At 68.5% G+C, this 16,692-nt stretch carries 19 protein-coding genes; 11 read left to right on the top strand and 8 right to left on the bottom strand.

Going from position 1 to position 16,692, the window contains the following annotated elements; all coding sequences use genetic code 11:
* Nucleotides 1-157: 157 nt before the first annotated feature.
* On the bottom strand, nt 158-1,360 hold the full coding sequence (gene fahA, locus EV644_RS01695; RefSeq protein WP_132187288.1) for a fumarylacetoacetase: 1,203 nt from the start codon (nt 1,358-1,360) through the stop codon (nt 158-160).
* Nucleotides 1,357-2,211 (bottom strand): hypothetical protein, encoded by an 855-nt coding sequence (locus tag EV644_RS01690; RefSeq protein WP_132187289.1) that lies wholly within the window; start codon nt 2,209-2,211, stop codon nt 1,357-1,359. Before EV644_RS01690 ends, fahA begins: the two co-directional genes overlap by 4 nt.
* A 101-nt stretch (nt 2,212-2,312) precedes the next feature.
* Between EV644_RS01690 and EV644_RS01685 the strand changes: the two genes are divergently transcribed.
* Together EV644_RS01685 and EV644_RS01680 are read left to right on the top strand one after the other, a co-directional pair.
* Nucleotides 2,313-3,503: a homogentisate 1,2-dioxygenase gene (locus tag EV644_RS01685; RefSeq protein ID WP_132187290.1), complete on the top strand. Its 1,191-nt coding sequence runs from the start codon at nt 2,313-2,315 to the stop codon at nt 3,501-3,503.
* Between the two features lie 389 nt (nt 3,504-3,892).
* Complete coding sequence (locus EV644_RS01680; protein ID WP_132187291.1) at nt 3,893-4,519, top strand: hypothetical protein; 627 nt, start codon at nt 3,893-3,895, stop codon at nt 4,517-4,519.
* Between the two features lie 75 nt (nt 4,520-4,594).
* Here EV644_RS01680 and EV644_RS01670 read toward each other — a convergent pair whose 3' ends face one another.
* Nucleotides 4,595-5,392, bottom strand: coding sequence for a polysaccharide deacetylase family protein (locus tag EV644_RS01670; protein ID WP_199239595.1), 798 nt, complete (start codon nt 5,390-5,392; stop codon nt 4,595-4,597).
* A gap of 174 nt (nt 5,393-5,566) precedes the next feature.
* Here EV644_RS01670 and EV644_RS01665 point away from each other — a divergent pair, with 174 nt between their 5' ends.
* The 5 genes from EV644_RS01665 (at nt 5,567) to EV644_RS01650 (ending at nt 9,704) form a co-directional block, all read left to right on the top strand.
* Nucleotides 5,567-7,444 (top strand): bifunctional metallophosphatase/5'-nucleotidase, encoded by a 1,878-nt coding sequence (locus EV644_RS01665; protein WP_132187292.1) that lies wholly within the window; start codon nt 5,567-5,569, stop codon nt 7,442-7,444.
* 183 nt (nt 7,445-7,627) lie between these two features.
* Nucleotides 7,628-7,762: a hypothetical protein gene (locus EV644_RS47050; protein ID WP_255511271.1), complete on the top strand. Its 135-nt coding sequence runs from the start codon at nt 7,628-7,630 to the stop codon at nt 7,760-7,762.
* A 23-nt stretch (nt 7,763-7,785) separates the two neighbouring features.
* Complete coding sequence (locus EV644_RS01660; protein WP_132187293.1) at nt 7,786-8,136, top strand: VOC family protein; 351 nt, start codon at nt 7,786-7,788, stop codon at nt 8,134-8,136.
* A gap of 117 nt (nt 8,137-8,253) precedes the next feature.
* Complete coding sequence (locus EV644_RS01655) at nt 8,254-9,033, top strand: SDR family NAD(P)-dependent oxidoreductase (RefSeq protein WP_132187294.1); 780 nt, start codon at nt 8,254-8,256, stop codon at nt 9,031-9,033.
* 92 nt (nt 9,034-9,125) lie between these two features.
* Entirely contained in the window at nt 9,126-9,704 is a 579-nt protein-coding gene (locus EV644_RS01650; RefSeq protein WP_132187295.1) for an isochorismatase family protein, read from the top strand.
* 146 nt (nt 9,705-9,850) lie between these two features.
* Here the strand turns inward: EV644_RS01650 and EV644_RS01645 are convergent, their stop codons facing one another.
* Entirely contained in the window at nt 9,851-10,819 is a 969-nt protein-coding gene (locus EV644_RS01645) for a hypothetical protein (protein WP_132187296.1), read from the bottom strand.
* Nucleotides 10,820-11,092: 273 nt separating this feature from the next.
* Here EV644_RS01645 and EV644_RS01640 point away from each other — a divergent pair, with 273 nt between their 5' ends.
* The 4 genes from EV644_RS01640 to EV644_RS01620 all read left to right on the top strand — a co-directional run bounded on the left by EV644_RS01640 (nt 11,093) and on the right by EV644_RS01620 (nt 14,538).
* A complete protein-coding gene (locus EV644_RS01640) occupies nt 11,093-11,944 on the top strand; it encodes a phosphotransferase enzyme family protein (protein WP_132187297.1) in 852 nt (283 codons plus the stop codon).
* Nucleotides 11,945-12,129: 185 nt separating this feature from the next.
* Entirely contained in the window at nt 12,130-12,486 is a 357-nt protein-coding gene (locus EV644_RS01635) for a YciI family protein (protein WP_132187298.1), read from the top strand.
* A 75-nt stretch (nt 12,487-12,561) separates the two neighbouring features.
* Nucleotides 12,562-13,206 (top strand): class I SAM-dependent methyltransferase, encoded by a 645-nt coding sequence (locus tag EV644_RS01630; protein WP_132187299.1) that lies wholly within the window; start codon nt 12,562-12,564, stop codon nt 13,204-13,206.
* A gap of 564 nt (nt 13,207-13,770) precedes the next feature.
* Entirely contained in the window at nt 13,771-14,538 is a 768-nt protein-coding gene (locus tag EV644_RS01620) for a sulfite exporter TauE/SafE family protein (RefSeq protein WP_132187300.1), read from the top strand.
* A 41-nt stretch (nt 14,539-14,579) separates the two neighbouring features.
* On the opposite strand, the gene EV644_RS45100 is transcribed toward EV644_RS01620, so the two are convergent.
* Genes EV644_RS45100 through EV644_RS01610 form a run of 4 tightly spaced genes read right to left on the bottom strand, consistent with a single transcriptional unit; the run spans nt 14,580 to nt 16,673 of the window.
* Nucleotides 14,580-14,789, bottom strand: a complete 210-nt coding sequence (locus EV644_RS45100; protein WP_199239594.1) for a YdcF family protein — start codon at nt 14,787-14,789, stop codon at nt 14,580-14,582.
* On the bottom strand, nt 14,783-15,118 hold the full coding sequence (locus EV644_RS45095) for a hypothetical protein (protein ID WP_199239593.1): 336 nt from the start codon (nt 15,116-15,118) through the stop codon (nt 14,783-14,785). Before EV644_RS45095 ends, EV644_RS45100 begins: the two co-directional genes overlap by 7 nt.
* Nucleotides 15,069-15,329: a hypothetical protein gene (locus tag EV644_RS45090; protein ID WP_199239592.1), complete on the bottom strand. Its 261-nt coding sequence runs from the start codon at nt 15,327-15,329 to the stop codon at nt 15,069-15,071. Before EV644_RS45090 ends, EV644_RS45095 begins: the two co-directional genes overlap by 50 nt.
* Nucleotides 15,330-15,368: 39 nt before the next feature.
* Nucleotides 15,369-16,673 (bottom strand): ADP-ribosylglycohydrolase family protein, encoded by a 1,305-nt coding sequence (locus EV644_RS01610; RefSeq protein WP_132187301.1) that lies wholly within the window; start codon nt 16,671-16,673, stop codon nt 15,369-15,371.
* Nucleotides 16,674-16,692: the final 19 nt, after the last annotated feature.

Raw genomic sequence — 16,692 nt, 5'->3', positions numbered from 1 at the left:
GTGCACTCCTGGAAGGACGGAAGGGGTGTCGATCCGGATTCTGTGCGCAGGAACGAGCATCAGTCAAGAGAAACGAACAGTTATGAACAGGATTGGTGGTTTTGACAGCACAAAGCCCGCCTCCGGTCGGTCAACCGGGGACGGGCTTCGAGGGGCTTCAGATGGCTGGGAGGATGCGGCCGGTGACGGAGCCGAGGCCGATGAGGGTGCCGTCGGCGGCGGTGGCGTGGGCGGTGATGGTGACCTCGTCGCCGTCCTGCAGGAAGGTGCGCTCCTCGCCGTTCACGGTCAGCGGCTCGCGACCGCCCCAACTCAGCTCGATGAACGAGCCGCGTTGATCCTTCCTGACCCCGGAGACCGTGCCGGAGGCGAAGAGGTCGCCCGTGCGGACAGAGGCGCCGTTCACCGACAGATGAGCGAGCATCTGGGCCGGCGACCAGTACATCTCCTTGTACGGCGGACTGCTGACGAGCTGGCCGTTCAGGTACACCTCGAAGGTGATGTCGTAGTTCGTCAGCCTGTCGCCCGCGAGGTACGGGAGGACGGGCGGTTCCTGCTTGCCGAGCGGGACGGCCGCGGCCTCGAGTGCCTCCAGCGAGACCACCCAGGGGGAGATCGAGGTGGCGAACGACTTGCCGAGGAACGGCCCGAGTGGCACGTACTCCCAGGCCTGCAGGTCCCTGGCGGACCAGTCGTTCACCACGACCACGCCGTACACATGGTCCCTGAAATCGTCAACGGAGACAGGCTTTCCGAGCTTCGACGGGCTCCCGACGACGAAGCCGAGCTCCACCTCGATGTCGAGCCGCTGCGACGGCCCGTACGTCGGGGCGTCGTCGGCCGGGGCCTTCCGCTGCCCCGAAGGGCGGACGATGTCGGTGCCGCTGGCAACCACTGTGCCGGCGCGGCCGTGGTAGCCGACCGGCAGGTGCTTCCAGTTCGGCAGCAGCGGTGCGGAGTCGGGCCGGAACAGCCGGCCGAGGTTCGTCGCGTGCCGCTCGGAGGCGTAGAAGTCGACGTAGTCCGCGACCTCGAACGGCATCAGCATCGTCACCGCGGACTGCGGGATCAGGTGCGGCTCGACCGCGTCCCGTTCGTTGGAGTTCCAGACCAGTTGCAGCAGCCACCCGCGGGTCGCGTGCCAGGTCCGCGGGCCGCGCGCGAGGAACGCGTTCAGCGTCGGCTCGGCGAAGACCTGCGCGCCGTCCAGCATCTGCGCCGACGCGACCAGCGCCAGATCGATCACCTGGTCGCCGATCGCGGCGCCCACCCGGGGCTCCTCGTCCCCGACCCGGAAGATGCCGAGCGGCAGGTTCTCGGGTCCGAACGGGGAGTTCGCGGGGATTTCGATCCAGGTCACTTGGACTCCAGCAGGCCGAGTTCGGTCAGGTCGTGACGGGGTTCGTCGATGCTGCACGAGCCGAACGAGGTGAACCACTTCCTGGTGCCGACGGCCTGGGCTTCGGACAAGGTCCTCGCCTGTGCGGCGAGTGGTTCGCCGTCGCGATTCTCCAGCAGCGCGGCCATCTCGTCCTGGGCGGCTCCGTCGAGCGAGGCCCGGGTGGCGAGCAGGACGTTGAGGAAGCCGTGGTGCTCGAATCCGGTGTCGGCCGCGGTGTGCCGGACCGCGTTGTGCAGGCCGGCGGTGCACTTGAACGCGACCTCGCGGTCCAGGCAGGCGGTGATGAACGCCGCGACCTGGTCCGCGTTCGGGAACAGCGAGGCGTCGAGGCCGCCGGTGCGCAGTTTGGCCGCGTATCCCGCGTCGGCGACCACGTCGAGCGCCCGCTCCCAGGCGCCGTCCAGGCCGATCTCGACGAAGGCGTTCTCCTCGTCCAGGCAGTCGTCGCAGACGCGGACCACCCGGAGCGCGTTGCGGGACAGGTCGTCCTCGTCGCGCAGACGCACCTCGACCGACTTGACGACCACGTCGGCCGAGCGGTCGCCGTACCGGACGGCCGGCTCGATGCCGCCGGCGCCGCCGATGATGACCACGCTGACCTCGAGCGGGCCGCCGCCGGTGCGGGCCCCCTCGGCGGCGACCTTCATCAGGTCGTCATCGGTGCACACGAACGGGCCGACGAGGTCTGCGTGGTCCGACTTCCGGTGCGCCCGGTGCGCGGCCACGGCCTCGACCAGGGGCAGGTCCCCGGGCGGGAACATCGCCGCGTCGTCGACCAGGTGCCGGAACAGGGCAGGGATGGTTGACATGCTGGTGAGCCTAACGGATGCTTTCGGTAAGCGGACACAAGCGTCCGATAAACGTACGACACCGGTCGGTCACCGGTGTGTTCCGTCCGGAAGAAGGAGCCATGGCGCACTACCGGCAGGTCGGGCAGATCCCGCCGAAGCGACACACCCAGTTCCGCAAGCCCGACGGCGGGCTGTACTACGAGGAACTGATGGGCGAGGAGGGGTTCTCATCCGACTCGTCGCTGCTGTACCACGCGGGGGTGCCGTCGGCGATCGTCGATTCGCAGGTCTGGGAGTTGCCGGACCTCTCGACCACGCCGAACCATCCGCTGACACCGCGTCACCTGAAACTGCACGACCTGTTCAAGGCCGGCATCGACAACAACCCGGTCGAGCACCGCCGGCTCGTGCTGGGCAACGGCGACGTCCGGATCTCGTACGTCGTGGCCGCCGAGCCGTCGCCGTACTACCGCAACGCGATCGGCGACGAGTGTGTCTACGTCGAGCGGGGCTCGGCGACCGTCGAGACCGTGTTCGGCGTGCTCACCGCGGCCGAGGGCGACTACGTGATCATCCCGCGAGCCACCACGCACCGCTGGCTGCCGGGCGCGGACGGAGTACAGGCCTACTGCATCGAGGCGAACAGCCACATCGCCCCGCCGAAGCGTTATCTCAGTCGCTTTGGCCAGTTCCTCGAGCATGCGCCGTACTGCGAACGCGATCTGCAGACGCCGGGTGGCGTCTTCGTTGTCGAGGGCAACGATGTGGAGGTGCTCCTCAAGCACCGGGGCAACGGGCCGAGCGGGATCGTCGGCAGCCGGATGACCTATGCGACCCACCCCTTCGACGTGGTCGGCTGGGACGGTTGCCTCTACCCGTACACCTTCAACGTGAGCGACTACGAGCCGATCACCGGCCGCATCCACCAGCCGCCACCCGTGCACCAGGTCTTCGAAGGCAACAACTTCGTCATCTGCAACTTCGTTCCGCGGAAGGTCGACTACCACCCGCTGTCGGTGCCCGTGCCGTACTACCACTCGAACGTGGACTCCGACGAGGTCATGTTCTACTGCGGCGGCGACTACGAAGCTCGCAAGGGTTCAGGCATCGGCCTCGGCTCCATCTCCCTGCATCCCGGTGGCTACGCGCACGGCCCGCAACCGTCGGCCATCGAGGCGTCTCTTGGTGCGGACCGGTTCGAGGAACTGGCGGTCATGGTCGACACCTTCCGTCCCCTGGAACTCGGCGAGGGCGGCACCGCGGTGGATGACGGCGTCTACGCCTGGACCTGGGCCGGCCGCCGCGTCTAATCCCACGCCCCTCCTGCGTCGCGGCCCACCCGATGGGCGCGACAGCGGCTCCTGCCTGCAGACGGTGGCGTTCAGCGGGCGACTGTACGAACCTGACTGCCAGTAGCTGCCGGATGCGGGGGCGGCGTACCGAGTGGCAGGAAGTTGGCGGGAAATCGGTCGTGCTGGGGGAGTTGCGAGGCGGGGCTGGGAGCCGATGGGTGGAGTACCTCCTGTCCTTCGGTACGCCGACCTGGGGCGGACGCCAGGGAGTGCCAGACCGGGGCGGTTTTGCTGCCCGCTGTGTGGTTGCTCCCGTCAGGCTTCCGGTCGGTCGGCGCGTGGGGGCGGGGCGGAGTACTGGGGGGTGTGTCGCTGCGGGGGAGCTGGGGGGCTGCGATTGTGTACCTATGAGTGAGCGGGCGCCGGTGCAGACGTTTGTTGTCGGCATTGATCGGGAGGTTGTGCTGCGGCGGCGGGGTGTGGTCAGCAGGGCGCAGCGGCGGGGGGCTTGGGTCACGTTGGTGATCGGGGCCTTGGGCATCCTTGTGGCGCTGGCCGCGTTGCTTGCCTTCCGGGGTGCGGGGTTGTGGCCGTTTGCGTTGCTGCTGATCGCGGCGATGGTGCCGTTGGTGCTCAGTACCGTGCTTGCGCTGAGGCTGGAGAAGGAGCGGCAGCAGTGGTACGCCGAGAACGAGTTGCCGCCGGTCGCGATGCGGATGTCGCCCAAGGGGCTCGAGTTGGCGGTTGAAGGGGCTGCCTTCCCGGTGATCCTGCCATGGAAGACGGTGAAGGGCTTTCGGCAGGCGAAGATCTTCCGGCAGTTCGTGCTCGAGTTGCAGTTGGCTCCGGGGATCGGGGCCACCACAGCCGGAGTACGGGGGCTCGACCAGCCGGCCGTGCGCGCTGTCATCAAGCCGAGTCCGCTGCTGAAGCCGACCGGGCTGTACCTCGTGAACGCGCTCGATCAGCCGGTCCACGTGATCGACCAGGCGCTCAAGCACTTCTCCGGCGGCACGGCCGGCATCGAGCACTGAGAACGCCTCTGCACGGGAGACGCCTCAGCAGCGGGGAACGGCTCAGCAGCGGGAACGGCAGCAGGGGAGAACGGCTCAGCAGCCCAGGGCTTGGTAGGTGTAGCCCTGGGCGGTCAGTTTGGTGAGGGCGTGGTCCAGGGCGGCGACGGTCTGGGCGCGGTTGCCGCCGCCGTCATGCAACAGGATGATCGCGCCGGGGCGGGCGCCCTGGAGGATCGCGCGTTCGATCTTCGCCGTGCCGGGCTTCTCCCAGTCGAGGGTGTCGACGTCCCAGAGCACCTGGCGCTGGTGGTACGACGCCGCGACCGCCGCCACGTGCGCGTTGGTGTCGCGGTACGGCGGACGGAAGCACTTCGACGGCACCCCCGACGAGATCTCCTGCTGGATCTCGGCCGGCGGCAGGTGGGTCAGCATCGGGTGGTCCCAGGTGTGGTTGCCGACGTGGTGCCCGAGGCGCTTCTCCAGCGCCACCAGGTCCGGGTGCGCGGCCGCCTCACGGCCGAGCACGAAGAACGTCGCCTTCGCCTGGTGCTTGGCGAGCAGGCTCAGCACCCGCGGCGTCCACTCCCGCTGCGGCCCGTCGTCGAAGGTCAGGTAGAGCACCTTCCCACTGGGTGGCACGGTCCCATGGGGCTGCGCGTTTCCCTGATGCGTGACCGGGTGGGACGTTTGCCCGGTCCGCCGCGCCGGCGGCGTCGTACGGCGGCCTTCCGGTACGACGGCCAGCGGTCCGTGGTTCGCGGCGGGTCTGACGTCGGCGTGCACGACCGGGCCCGCGGTCGCGTGGTCGGAGGAGGGCTTTGCAGCTTGGGCGAGGGCGGCCCCGAACAGGACGGCAGCGACGAGCAGGAGTCTGCCGGGCGGCAAGGTCATGGGCGGCATCTTCTCGCGGGCAAGGGGCCATCCCGTCACCACCCCCGGGGTGTGTCGCACGTATCGTGCAGCCCAGGCCGCGTCCTCCCCGCCCGGGAACCAGAGGACAAAAGTCCTCCCCGCCCGGAAGGACAGCGCCCCGAAGCCAGAACCCAACGATGCGTGAGGCGGACCATGACGGACAGCAGGAGCGAGGACCAGGCGGTTGACCGGAGCATGGGCAGGCGAACGGTGATCGGGGGCGCCGCTGCGACGGCCCTGGCCGCAGCCGGCTTCCAGGCGGTCCCCGCGTACGCCGGCGGCTCGCAGGGCGGGGGATCCAACGGCCGGACGGTTCGGCTCAGCGTGATGGGCACCACCGACCTGCACGGCAACGTCTTCAACTGGGACTACTTCAAGAACACCGAGTACGACGACACCGCGCACAACGACATCGGCCTGGCCAAGGTCTCGACCCTCGTCAAGGCTGTCCGCGCCCGGATCGCCAAGGAGCGCCGTACTCCGGCCCCGCTGATGCTCGACGCCGGGGACACCATCCAGGGCACCCCGCTGGCCTACTACTTCGCCAAGATCGAGCCGATCACGGGCGGCCACGTGCACCCGATGGCCGCGGCGATGAACGAGATCGGGTACGACGCGGCCGCGCTCGGCAACCACGAGTTCAACTACGGGCTCGACATCCTCCGCAAGTTCCAGCGGCAGTTGCGGTTCCCGCTGCTCGGCGCCAACGCGCAGGACTGGACCACCGGGCTGCCGGTCTTCCCGCCGTACGTGCTCAAGCGGGTGCACGTACCGGGCGAGAAGCCGATCACCGTCGGCATCCTCGGTCTGACCAACCCGGGCATCGCGATCTGGGACAAGGCGAACGTCGAGAACAAGGTCAAGTTCGGCGGCATCGTCGAGCTCGCCAAGATCTGGGTACCGCGGGTCCGCAAGGCCGGCGCCGACGTGGTGATCGTGTCCGCGCACTCCGGCATGGACCTGTCCTCCTCGTACGGCGACGCGCTGCCGGTCCCGGAGAACGCCTCCGCCCTGATGGCCGAGGAGGTCCCGGGCATCGACGCGGTGCTCGTCGGGCACGCGCACCTGGAGATCCCCCAGCGCCTCGTGACGAACAAGGCGACGGGCGAGTCCGTAGTACTGGTCGAGCCGCTCAAGTGGGGCATGCGGCTCGCGCTGATCGACCTGGACCTGCAGAAGGTCAGCGGCCAGTGGAAGGTGGTCGGCCGGCACAGCCAGGTGCTGAACGCGAACACGGTCGCCGCCGACCCGCAGGTCACCAAGCTGCTGCAGAAGGACCACGACAAGGTCGTCGAGTACGTCAACTCCAAGATCGGCACCTGCACCGAGGCGATGTCCGCGGCGACCGCGCCCTGGGAGGACACCGCCGCGCTGGACTTCGTGAACTTCGTCCAGGCCGACGCGGTCAGCAAGGCCCTCGCCGGTACTCCGGAGGCGGCGTTGCCCGTGCTCGCGATCGCGGCGCCGTTCAACCGGGCGGCGGCGATCCCCGCGGGTGACGTCTCCGTGCGGGACGTCGCCGGGCTGTACATCTTCGACAACACCCTGCTCGCGGTGACGATGACCGGTGCTCAGGTGAAGGACTACCTCGAGTTCTCCGCGCAGTACTTCAAGCAGGTCAGCGGCCCGGGGCCGTTCACGCCGGACCAGGTGACGAACGCGCCGACGCCGACCGCGCCGGGTGGGACGCCGGACTACAACTACGACATCCTCGGCGGGCTGGCGAAGCCGCTGGCGTACAAGATCGACATCGCGAAGGCGGTCGGGGCGCGGATCAGCGACCTGACGTACGGCGGGGAGGCGGTGACGGCGGACCAGCAGTTCGTCGTCGCGGTGAACAACTACCGCCAGTCCGGCGGCGGCAACTTCCCGCACGTCAAGACCGCCCCGGTGCTCTACAACCGCCAGGTCGAGATCCGCCAGCTGATGATCGACTACGTCACCACCACCGGCGAGGTGAACCCGAACACCTTCCACACCACCGACTGGTCCCTCACCGCCAACGGCGCCCCCGTCGTCATCACCCCCTGATCCACCACCCCTCCTCCCCACCCCGGCTCACACCTCCGCGCTGCTCGACATGCGCGAGAGGTGTGAGCCGGCGCTCATTCGTGGATCAGCGTTCTCTGCAAGCGCGTGCATTCCCCGAAATCCACGACTCGGCGGATCGCGGTCAGGCGCCGGCGCCCGGGGATGCCTGTGGAGGAGGTGGTGGTGGCTGTTGGCAAGGATCAGTTGGTTGCCGAGATCACCAATCGTCGAGGTGATGGCGCAGCGGTGGTGCCTGGATCGAGGTACGGGTTGATCGGGATGAAGGAGCTCCTCATCCACGACACCGGTCTCGCCTGACCTCAGACGGCTATCGTGCCGACATGGATAGCCCTCAGCTGACACACGTGCGAGTCAATGTGCGAGACCTCGCCAAGGCGGCCGCGTGGTACGAGCGGCTGCTCGGCGTGCCGGCGGAGGGCCACTGGCCGCCTGACAACCCCACCTACGTCCACTTCACTCTGGGGCCCGCGCAGTTCGCTCTCGGGCAGTACGAGCCGGCGCCGGCCACGGGTGCGCGGTTCAACTTCGAGGTCGCCGACGTCGACGCCTGGTGGGCGAGGCTCGCCCCGGACGCAGACGTGGTCGAGCCGCTCTTCGACACCCCCTACGGCACGCGCAAGTTCACGATCCGCGACGTTGACGGCAATGAACTGGGGTTCGTGCAGAAGTAGTCAACCCGCCGGGCGTGGTGCTCGGCCGGGTGCAAGAGCCTGGGTCCACGAGCCTGGTTGCGGGCTGGTGATTAGTCGGCTAAGTTTTTGGTTAGCCGACTAAAGGATGGAATGGTCATGGATCTGGGATTGCGCGACGCGGGCGTGTTGGTGACGGGTGGGTCATCGGGGATCGGGCGGGCGACGGCGGTCGGGTTTGCCCGGGAGGGGGCTCGGGTGGCGATCACCTACAACTCCCGGCAGGACGCGGCCGAGGAGGTCGCCGGGGAGATCAAGGCCGCCGGCGGCGAGGCGTTCGTCGTACCGATGGATCTGCGGGAACCCGAGTCCGTCGAGGAGGCGGTCGGGGCGGTTGTCGCCGCGTGGGGCGGGCTCGACGTGCTGGTGGGGAACGCGGTGAACTGGGGGAGCGGCAGCTTCCACGACCGGCCGACCCGGATCGAGGATGCGAAGGCCGAGCAGTGGGTGCCGGTGATGCGGGCCAACCTGGAGGGCAATTTCCACCTTGTCCAGCAGGCGGCTCCGGCCCTGCGGCAGTCGAACCAGGGCCGGCTGGTGTTGCTGTCGACGGATCTGGCCGAGCGTGGCATGGCCGGTTCCTGGGCGTACGGCGCGGCGAAGGCCGGGTTGCACGGCATGGTGGCGAGCCTGCAGCACGACCTCGGCCGGGACGGCGTACTCGTGAACATCGTGATGCCCGGCATCACCCTCGAGAACGGCGAGCACCGGGTGATCCCGAAGCCCGCGCTGGCGGAGATCGCGCAGCAGTTCACCGCGCGGCGGCTCCCCGAGGCGGCCGACGTCGCGGCCGCGATCGTCTTCCTCTGCTCGCCGCGGACCACCGCCACGCAGGGCGAGATCATCCGCGTCAACGGCGGCTCGCCGATCCCGGCCTGACCGATCGCGCCACATCGGCGACACGGCAACGCCCGGAGATCGGGCCTGAGGCTTGTACCGTAGCTGTCAGGACACTCTGAAGGAGCGTTGCGATGACGCGGGCGTTGATCGTGGTCGATGTGCAGAACGACTTCTGCGAGGGCGGGAGCCTGGCCGTCCGCGGCGGCGCCGACGTGGCGTTCCGGATCGGGCAACTGCTGCACCAGTGGCACGAGGCCGACGAGAAGGACCGGGAGTACGCGTACGTCGTCGCGACCCGGGACCACCACATCGACCCGGGCGACCACTTCTCCGCGAATCCCGACTTCGTCAGCTCCTGGCCCCGGCACTGCGTGGCCGGCACGGACGGCGTCGGCTTCCACCCGAACCTCGACCCGCAACCGTTCGACGCGATCTTCGACAAGGGCGAGCATGCCGCGGCGTACTCCGGGTTCGAGGGGAAGTGCCAGGACGGCCAGGGGCTGGCCGCGTGGCTGCAGGAGAAGGGCGTCACCCAGGTCGACGTGTGCGGGATCGCCACCGACTACTGCGTCCGCGCGACCGCGCTCGACGCGAACAAGGCAGGCTTCGGTACGACGGTGCTGGCCGGGCTCACCGCAGGGGTGGCCCCGGCCAGCTCCGAGCAGGCCATCACCGACCTGCGCACCGCGGGCGTGACGGTCACGGCCTGATGCGTACTACCTGACTGGTGCGCCGGGACCAGGCCTGCGCGGCGCAGCCCGATGATCGGGCTGGCGTCGTGCCCGGAGGCGATCGCGGTGTACGCGACCACGATGCCGAGGCTCGGTCAAGACCCCAACTGCCTCCTCCTACCCGTTCACAGGAGAAGAAGGCCCAGCAGGGTGGGGTGCGGAAGCCGAGAACGCGTCCACAGGTCCGCATCGGTGGCGGTGCGGGCTCCCAGGACGACGCGCCGCAGCCCGGCTCTCCGCTCCGCCGCATAGGCGGTGTCCGACTCGTTCGTCCGGGACCACGCACCCCCGGTGACGATCACTGTCACGCCGGAACGGTGCAGAACGTACCCTTCGGCGTCATCACGGGTGCCGCGGTACCAAAGGTTCGGTGCTTCCTGCACGCACGGGGGCGTTGCGGTCCTGCTTGCGTCCCCCTCCGCGATCAGCACCGGCCCGCACGGGTCCACGTATCCCGACTGCGCGGTCTCGGCGCCCAGCCACGCGTTGGAGGGGCCTACCGGGAGGCTGAACATCGCTGTCAACGTTCTTCCGTCCCAGCTATACGGGTCCTGGGTCATCCCCGGGAAGGTGACGACTTGGGCGATCGACCGTGATGGTAGGCCCGTCGCCCTCGCCCACTCCCGCGTCGCGACGTGTTGCTGCAGCACCTGCAGCGGGGCGGCGAGCGAGAACAGGGCGGCGAGACCGACGGCCGCCATCAGAACGGCGGTACGCGACCGCAGCAGGGCGGCAGCAGACACGAGCAGCGCCGGCGCGCAGTACAGCAGACAGCTGAGGAGCCCTGCGCGGAAGGGGAGAACCCAGGTCAGCACCAGCATGGCCGCCGCGTCGGCCACGAAGACCGCCGCCAGCGCCGCCTTCGGATGCCGGGGCCACGATTCCCGCACTGAGCGCAGCCGGCTGATCAGCACCGGAACGGCGACCAGCAGTCCCAGGACCGCGACAACCGCCGCCTCGAACGCGCGCACCCGATCGCCGGGCGTCCTTTCCGACCACATGACGACGCCTGTGACAGGCAGCGCTGCCGCGACCGCTCCGGCGAGGCCCAGCCACAGCACACCGCTCCACCGAGCGGGTCCGGGCCGAGGCATGTCTCCTGGGTCGCGAACCCCCTCGTAATCGATTTCGCTCTCCTTGAACATGCGGTGTGGCTCGGTGCTCGCCGACGATCGTCTCATGGCGTGTGAGTGGGAGCGCGCGCCGCACGCCACGGGCGTTGCCAGTCATGATCAGCCGTGTGTGCGGGGTGGCTGCTCGCCGAATTAATTGCCCCCGCCGCGGCATGAACGCTTGGTATGGTGCCCAGGTTTGTAACCGCTCAGAGCGATTCGGCGGCTCTCAAAGGAGAGGGGCAAGGCGAAACCATGCAGGCGTCAGAGGCCCAGCGGGCGGTGGCTGCGGCCATGTCGATCGCCTCATCACTCGGTCTGCCAGTCGACGACGCGATCGTTCTCAATGACTCGAACAAGCTCACTCTGCGTCTCCTGCCTTGTGACGTCCTGGCCCGGGTGGCACCTGTCGCCGAGCAGGTCGCACAGTTCGAGGTTGAGCTTGCTCAACGCCTCGCCGAATCCGGGAGCCCTGTGGCTGCTCTCGAGCCTCGAGTGGAACCGCGTGTCTATGAGCGTGATGGCTTCGTGGTCACGCTGTGGACCTACTACGAACCCGTGACGCCTGACGTGGTCGCACCAGCCGACTACGCCAGTGCACTCGAGCGGCTGCATGCGGGCATGCGAAAGCTCGATGTCCCGACGCCGCACTTCACAGATCGAGTTGAGAGTGCCCAACAACTCCTGGCAAGCCGTGACCACACCCCAGCGCTTGCCGACGCGGACCGGGAGCTCCTCAGTAACACATTGCGAAGCCTGAGACGATCGATCCACGAAAGCGGCCCCGCCGAGCAGCTTCTGCACGGCGAGCCTCATCCAGGCAATGTGCTCACCACGAAGAACGGGCTGCTGTTCATCGACCTTGAAACGTGCTGCCGTGGGCCTGTCGAATTCGACCTCGCCCACGCACCCGAGGAGGTCAGTGAGAACTATCCAGGTGTCGATCAAGACCTGCTGCGCGAGTGCCGGATCCTTGTGCTGGCGATGATCACGACGTGGCGCTGGGATCGAGGCGACCAACTCCCCAACGGGCGCCAACTGGGCACAGAGTGGCTCGGCCAGATGCGAGCGGCGCTCGGTCGCAAGGCGCCGGATATCCGCAGCTGATCGCGGGCCATCGAGGTCCTGGCCGGCATTCAATTGATGTCGGGATCTACCGCGATCCGGGTGAGCACCAAGGGGCGTCCTCGGTGATGGCGCTGTTGCACCCGCTCACGGAGTCCCCGGTGGGCACCGGCCGCCAGCGCGGCGTACCGCCCGTACAGGCTGACCTTGTCACTTAGGCTTGCGGCATGAAGTTCGACCAGCACACTCTCGTTTTGTTGGTGCGGCCAGAAGACGCGCCCGAGCTGAGCGAGCAGGAGGCTGACGCGCTCCAGGACGCACACCTCGCCTTCCGCGCGGACCTGCGCGAGCAGGGCTATCTCGTCGCCGGCGGGCCGTTGCTTGGTCAGGATGACGAGCGCTTGCGCGGAGTTTCGGTGATGTCGGTCGACCCGGAGACCGCGCGCGAGTTGTGCAGTGCCGACCCGGCGGTCCGGGCCGGGCGCCTCGAGGTACAGGTGATGACCTGGATGGTGCCTGCGGGCAACATCCGCTTCGAGAAGGTTTCCGCTCCGCGTTCGGTGGCCGAAGTAGACGCGGACTAACGCCGTCGCGCCGCCGTTCGCCGCCCTGCGCGCCGCTCGGCGTGCCGGGGAACTCGGTCAACTATGGTTCCGTCCGTGGATGCCAAGACTGATGAGCTGAGGGTCGCGCACGATGTGCTTGCGGAGTGGTATGCCGAGCGCCTGGTGGGAGCGCTGGACGCGATGCCCATCGAGCGGGCGGTGCTTGGGATGTTCTGTGAAATGACCCTTGCCGCAGACCTCGGCACCGACGTCGCGGACATCGGTTGCGGGACCGGCCGGCTGGCTCCCTTTCTGAAGGGGCACGGTGTGACCCCACGCGGGGTCGATCTCTCGCCCGAGATGGTCAACGTGGCCCGGCGTGACTATCCGGACTTCACCTTCGAGGTTGCGGACCTGCGGGACCTGCCCTTCGACGACGCCTCGCTGGCAGGGGTGGTGTGTTGGTACTCGCTGATCTTCCTCGCGCCCTCCGACCGACCGGTCGCGTTCGGCGAACTCGCCCGCGTCGTGAAGCCCGGGGGTTATCTGGTCACCGCCTTCAAGGACGGTGACGGCAAGCTCCGGCGCGGCGGCCGCAGCGCCGGGCTCGGGGTCGAGTTCGACGGGTACTGGCTGTCGGCGGACGAGATGCAGCGCCGGCTCGCCGACGCCGGGTTCGCGACGGCGTTCTGGGCCGGCCGGCCCGCCGAGGAGCAGGAATCCACTCCGCAGGGTTACCTGCTCGCTCGGAGAACCTGAATCCAAGGCGGACCGGCAGTTACGGACGGCTCCTGGCCAACAGCCTCAGAAACTGACCGCGCTGACTACTTACGCCCCTGCTTCGTGGGCGGGATGATCGCGCTGTCGCTGGAGTTGGCTTTCGGCTGTTTGGGTTGCTTGGGTTTGCGGACTTCGCGTCCGCCCTTGTTCTTCGACATCTCGGGCTCCGGGGCTCGGTTCGGATGGGCTGGGTTCGCTGGGCGAACCTCGTACGCCGCGGTACTCCTGGGCCTCGGTGGTTGCACTTGACGGTACACCTCTGGGGAGATGTTCAGCTGAGATCGGCCAGTTGTTTGCGAAGGCGATCGGTGTACGGCGGGAGGAGGCGGGCCGCAATCTCGAGGGCCGGGTACGGCGCGATCGAAGTGCCGCGTTGGCGCGGCGCGGCTCACTGGCCTACCCAATAGCTCAGTGACCCAATGATCAATAAGGTGGTCTCATGGCCGACGACCGCTTCGCCGCGGGGTACCCGGACGCGGCGGCCCAGGCGATGCACGACCACGTGATGCTGGTCAGCGACGTCGCGCTGCTGCGCGAGCAGCCGTGACGGGGCTCGAACAAGTGGCGATCCTGGCGGCCGGGCTCGTCGCGGGCATCCTGACGTCGACGGTCGGTGTCGCCTCGCTGGTGAGCTTCCCGGTGCTGCTCGCGATCGGTATCCCGCCGGTGGTCGCGAACGCTTCGAACACGGTCGGCCTGATCCCGGCCGGGCTCAGCGGCTCGCTGGGCTACCGCCGCGAACTGCGGGAACAGCCGCGCGTCACCTGGTCTGTCGTCGCCACCTGTGCGATCGGGTCGATCGGCGGAGCGGCCTTGCTGCTCTGCCTGCCCGCCGGCGTGTTCGAGCTCGTCGTACCGTGGCTGATTCTCTTCACCTGCCTGATCGTCGGCGCGCAGCCGTGGATCTCGCGCTGGTTGCGGTCGCGGCACGAGGATCCGGACTCGCTCGAGCCACGGACGACGATGTCGCCGGTCACCACCTTCTTCGCTGCGCTGACCGGCGTCTACGGCGGGTACTTCGGAGCCGGGTCCGGGGTGATGATGATGGCGGTGCTCGGGCTCGGCCTCGACCTGGAGTTGCGGGTCGTCAACGCACTCAAGACGCTGGCCGTGCTCGCCGCGAACGTCATCGCCGGGCTGATCTTCGCCTTCGTCGCCGACCTCGACCTGACCGCGGTCGGTCTACTGGCTGCCGGTTCGGTGGTAGGCGGCTACACCGGAGCCCACATCGGCCGCCGGCTCCCACCCACCCTCCTCCGCATCCTGATCGTCCTCGCCGGCATCACCGCCGCCATCGTGATGCTCCGCTAGCTGTTGCCGCGTGCTCGTTGACCTGGACAAGCGATCGCCCATCAGATGACGGGCAGGAGGGCGTGGGCGAGGATCAGCAGGACGATGATGGTGTTGGCGAGGCGGTGCTCGGCGAGGATGGCGATGAACTCGCGGATGGTTGCGCTCGGCCAGTAGTACGCGGCGGTAGGGGAACCGATCACCTGGCCGTTGACCTTCGCCTTGCGGGCGATGAGGGCGGCGCGGAGGGCGTGGAAGTTGTTCGTCACCACCAGACAGCGCTACTTCGGGACCAGGCCGACCATGATCTCGCGGCTGAAGGTGAGGTTCTCGAAGGTCGAGGTCGAGCGGTCCTGAAGCGCCCGTAGACGAAGGCGTAGAGCAGGAAGCAGACGAACAGGAACGACACGTAGGTCAGGACGCCGATCAGCACGCTCCGCACGATCTCCAGCGGTCGCCAGCCGATTTGCTGCACCAGCACGCTGAACACGACGAACCCGATGAAGCCCAGCCCGGCCAGCAGCGACAGCAGGTTGGCCAGGCGGCGGCCTTCACGCCGCAGCATGACCACGCCGTTGGCGATCAGGAACACCGCCAGCACGGCGATGCTCAGCGGGATGCACGAGGACGGCGACGACGAGCACCTTGGCCGCCGACTCCGAGACCTTCTCGAGGGCGAACACCACGCCGAGGCCCGCGAACAGCAACGTCAGGACGAGGTACACCCCGTTGCGCAGCAGTCGCTGATCGCGCAGGAAGCTCACCAGGAACAGCACGAACCAGACCCCGGCCATGCCGAACGAGATGATCACGCCGGGTATCAAACCACGGGCCGAGCACTCACCGCCGGATCACGAGGGCGGGTTGCCGGACTGCAAGTCCTGCAGGACCGCCTCGGTCCGGGTGACGAGTTCGTCGATGGTGATCCGGTCGAAACCACGGACCGCGCTGCGCACGATGCCCTTGCCAGGGGCAACCAGTTCCGCGGGGATCGCGGCCGAGCCGTGGAGAGCGCCGAAGACGCTGCCGGCGGTGGCGCCGTTGGAGTCGGTGTCCCGCCCGGCGCCGACGACCAGTCCGAGTGTCCGCACGTAGTCGTCCGCACCCCAGAGCAGCCCGGCGCTGATGATCGCCGCGTTGTTCAGAGTGTGGACCCAGTTGTAGTCGAGCTTGTGATCGATCCAGTCCAGTGCCTCGGCCGCGGTCGCGCCCGCCTCGGACAGGTCGAGCAGTTTCTGCTGGCTCTCGGCCATTCGCGAACGCGACGGAACCACCGACAGCGCAGTACGGAGTGCATCGGCGGCGGTGTCGGCGACGAGAGCCTGGGCGACCAGCGCGGCCGCCCATTGGGCGCCGTAGATGCCGTTGGCCGTGTGGGAGAGGACCGCGTCGGTGCGGGCCATGCGTGCCGCACTGGTCGGGTCGCCCGGGTTCACGTAGCCGTAGGTGTCCACCCGGATCAGGCCGCCGATCCACTCGCGGTAGGGATTGCGGTTGGTGGCGGTGTTCGGTGGCTTGAGGCCGCTGACCAGGTTCCGGTACGCGACCCGCTCGGCGGTGTACGTCTGGGTGAACGGCATCCGGTCGAGCCACTCACGGGCGATGTCCTCGGTCGACAACTCGGCGCCGTAGGTCTCCAGCAGATGCAGCCCGAGGATTGTCCAGTCGAGATCGTCGTCCCGGGGGATCGCGTCGAACCGGCCGGCCGAGGCCTCCGCCGCCGACGGGTGCAGCGAACCGATCCCCTCGGGGAGCGGGTCCAGCAACGGGACGAAGCCGCTCAACGGCCAGTCGCCCGCGGCACGCAGGTAGCGCTCCACCTCGGTGTGGCTGAGCCCTTCGACCGGCTTGCCCATGGTGTTGCCGATCGCCCGGCCGAGCCAGGCGCCGCGGATGCGGTCCGGTACGTCGTCGCCGGCCGGGGTGACGGCCGCCCCCGGGCCGAGGGAGGACAGGTCCGACGGCTCGTCGAACGGCCAGTCCTCCCGGCGGCGCAGGTCGCGCAGCGCGTACTCGATGGCGGCCAGTTCGTGCGGGTCGTCCGCCGCGGCCGCCGCGCGGGCCCGGTCGAGCAGGTTGCCGGCCGGGTACCCGGCGCTCAGCAACTGCTCGGCTTCGTCGGGAACGAGGTCGCGGGGATCCAGGACGTTGTGCACGGGTGCTCCTTGAACTGAC

This window comes from Kribbella orskensis (assembly GCF_004342085.1).
GTDB classification, from domain to species: domain Bacteria; phylum Actinomycetota; class Actinomycetes; order Propionibacteriales; family Kribbellaceae; genus Kribbella; species Kribbella orskensis.
Note: the sequence above shows the minus strand (reverse complement) of the source record. Positions and strands in the feature narration are given on the sequence as shown.

Excerpts from the sequence above, each read along its gene's own strand:
- EV644_RS01690 (WP_132187289.1), bottom strand. The coding sequence starts at position 2,211 with ATGTCAACCATCCCTGCCCTGTTCCGGCACCTGGTCGACGACGCGGCG.
- EV644_RS01685 (WP_132187290.1), top strand. The coding sequence starts at position 2,313 with ATGGCGCACTACCGGCAGGTCGGGCAGATCCCGCCGAAGCGACACACC.
- EV644_RS01680 (WP_132187291.1), top strand. The coding sequence starts at position 3,893 with ATGAGTGAGCGGGCGCCGGTGCAGACGTTTGTTGTCGGCATTGATCGG.
- EV644_RS01670 (WP_199239595.1), bottom strand. The coding sequence starts at position 5,392 with ATGACCTTGCCGCCCGGCAGACTCCTGCTCGTCGCTGCCGTCCTGTTC.
- EV644_RS01665 (WP_132187292.1), top strand. The coding sequence starts at position 5,567 with ATGACGGACAGCAGGAGCGAGGACCAGGCGGTTGACCGGAGCATGGGC.
- EV644_RS01660 (WP_132187293.1), top strand. The coding sequence starts at position 7,786 with ATGGATAGCCCTCAGCTGACACACGTGCGAGTCAATGTGCGAGACCTC.
- EV644_RS01655 (WP_132187294.1), top strand. The coding sequence starts at position 8,254 with ATGGATCTGGGATTGCGCGACGCGGGCGTGTTGGTGACGGGTGGGTCA.
- EV644_RS01650 (WP_132187295.1), top strand. The coding sequence starts at position 9,126 with ATGACGCGGGCGTTGATCGTGGTCGATGTGCAGAACGACTTCTGCGAG.
- EV644_RS01645 (WP_132187296.1), bottom strand. The coding sequence starts at position 10,819 with ATGCCTCGGCCCGGACCCGCTCGGTGGAGCGGTGTGCTGTGGCTGGGC.
- EV644_RS01640 (WP_132187297.1), top strand. The coding sequence starts at position 11,093 with ATGCAGGCGTCAGAGGCCCAGCGGGCGGTGGCTGCGGCCATGTCGATC.
- EV644_RS01635 (WP_132187298.1), top strand. The coding sequence starts at position 12,130 with ATGAAGTTCGACCAGCACACTCTCGTTTTGTTGGTGCGGCCAGAAGAC.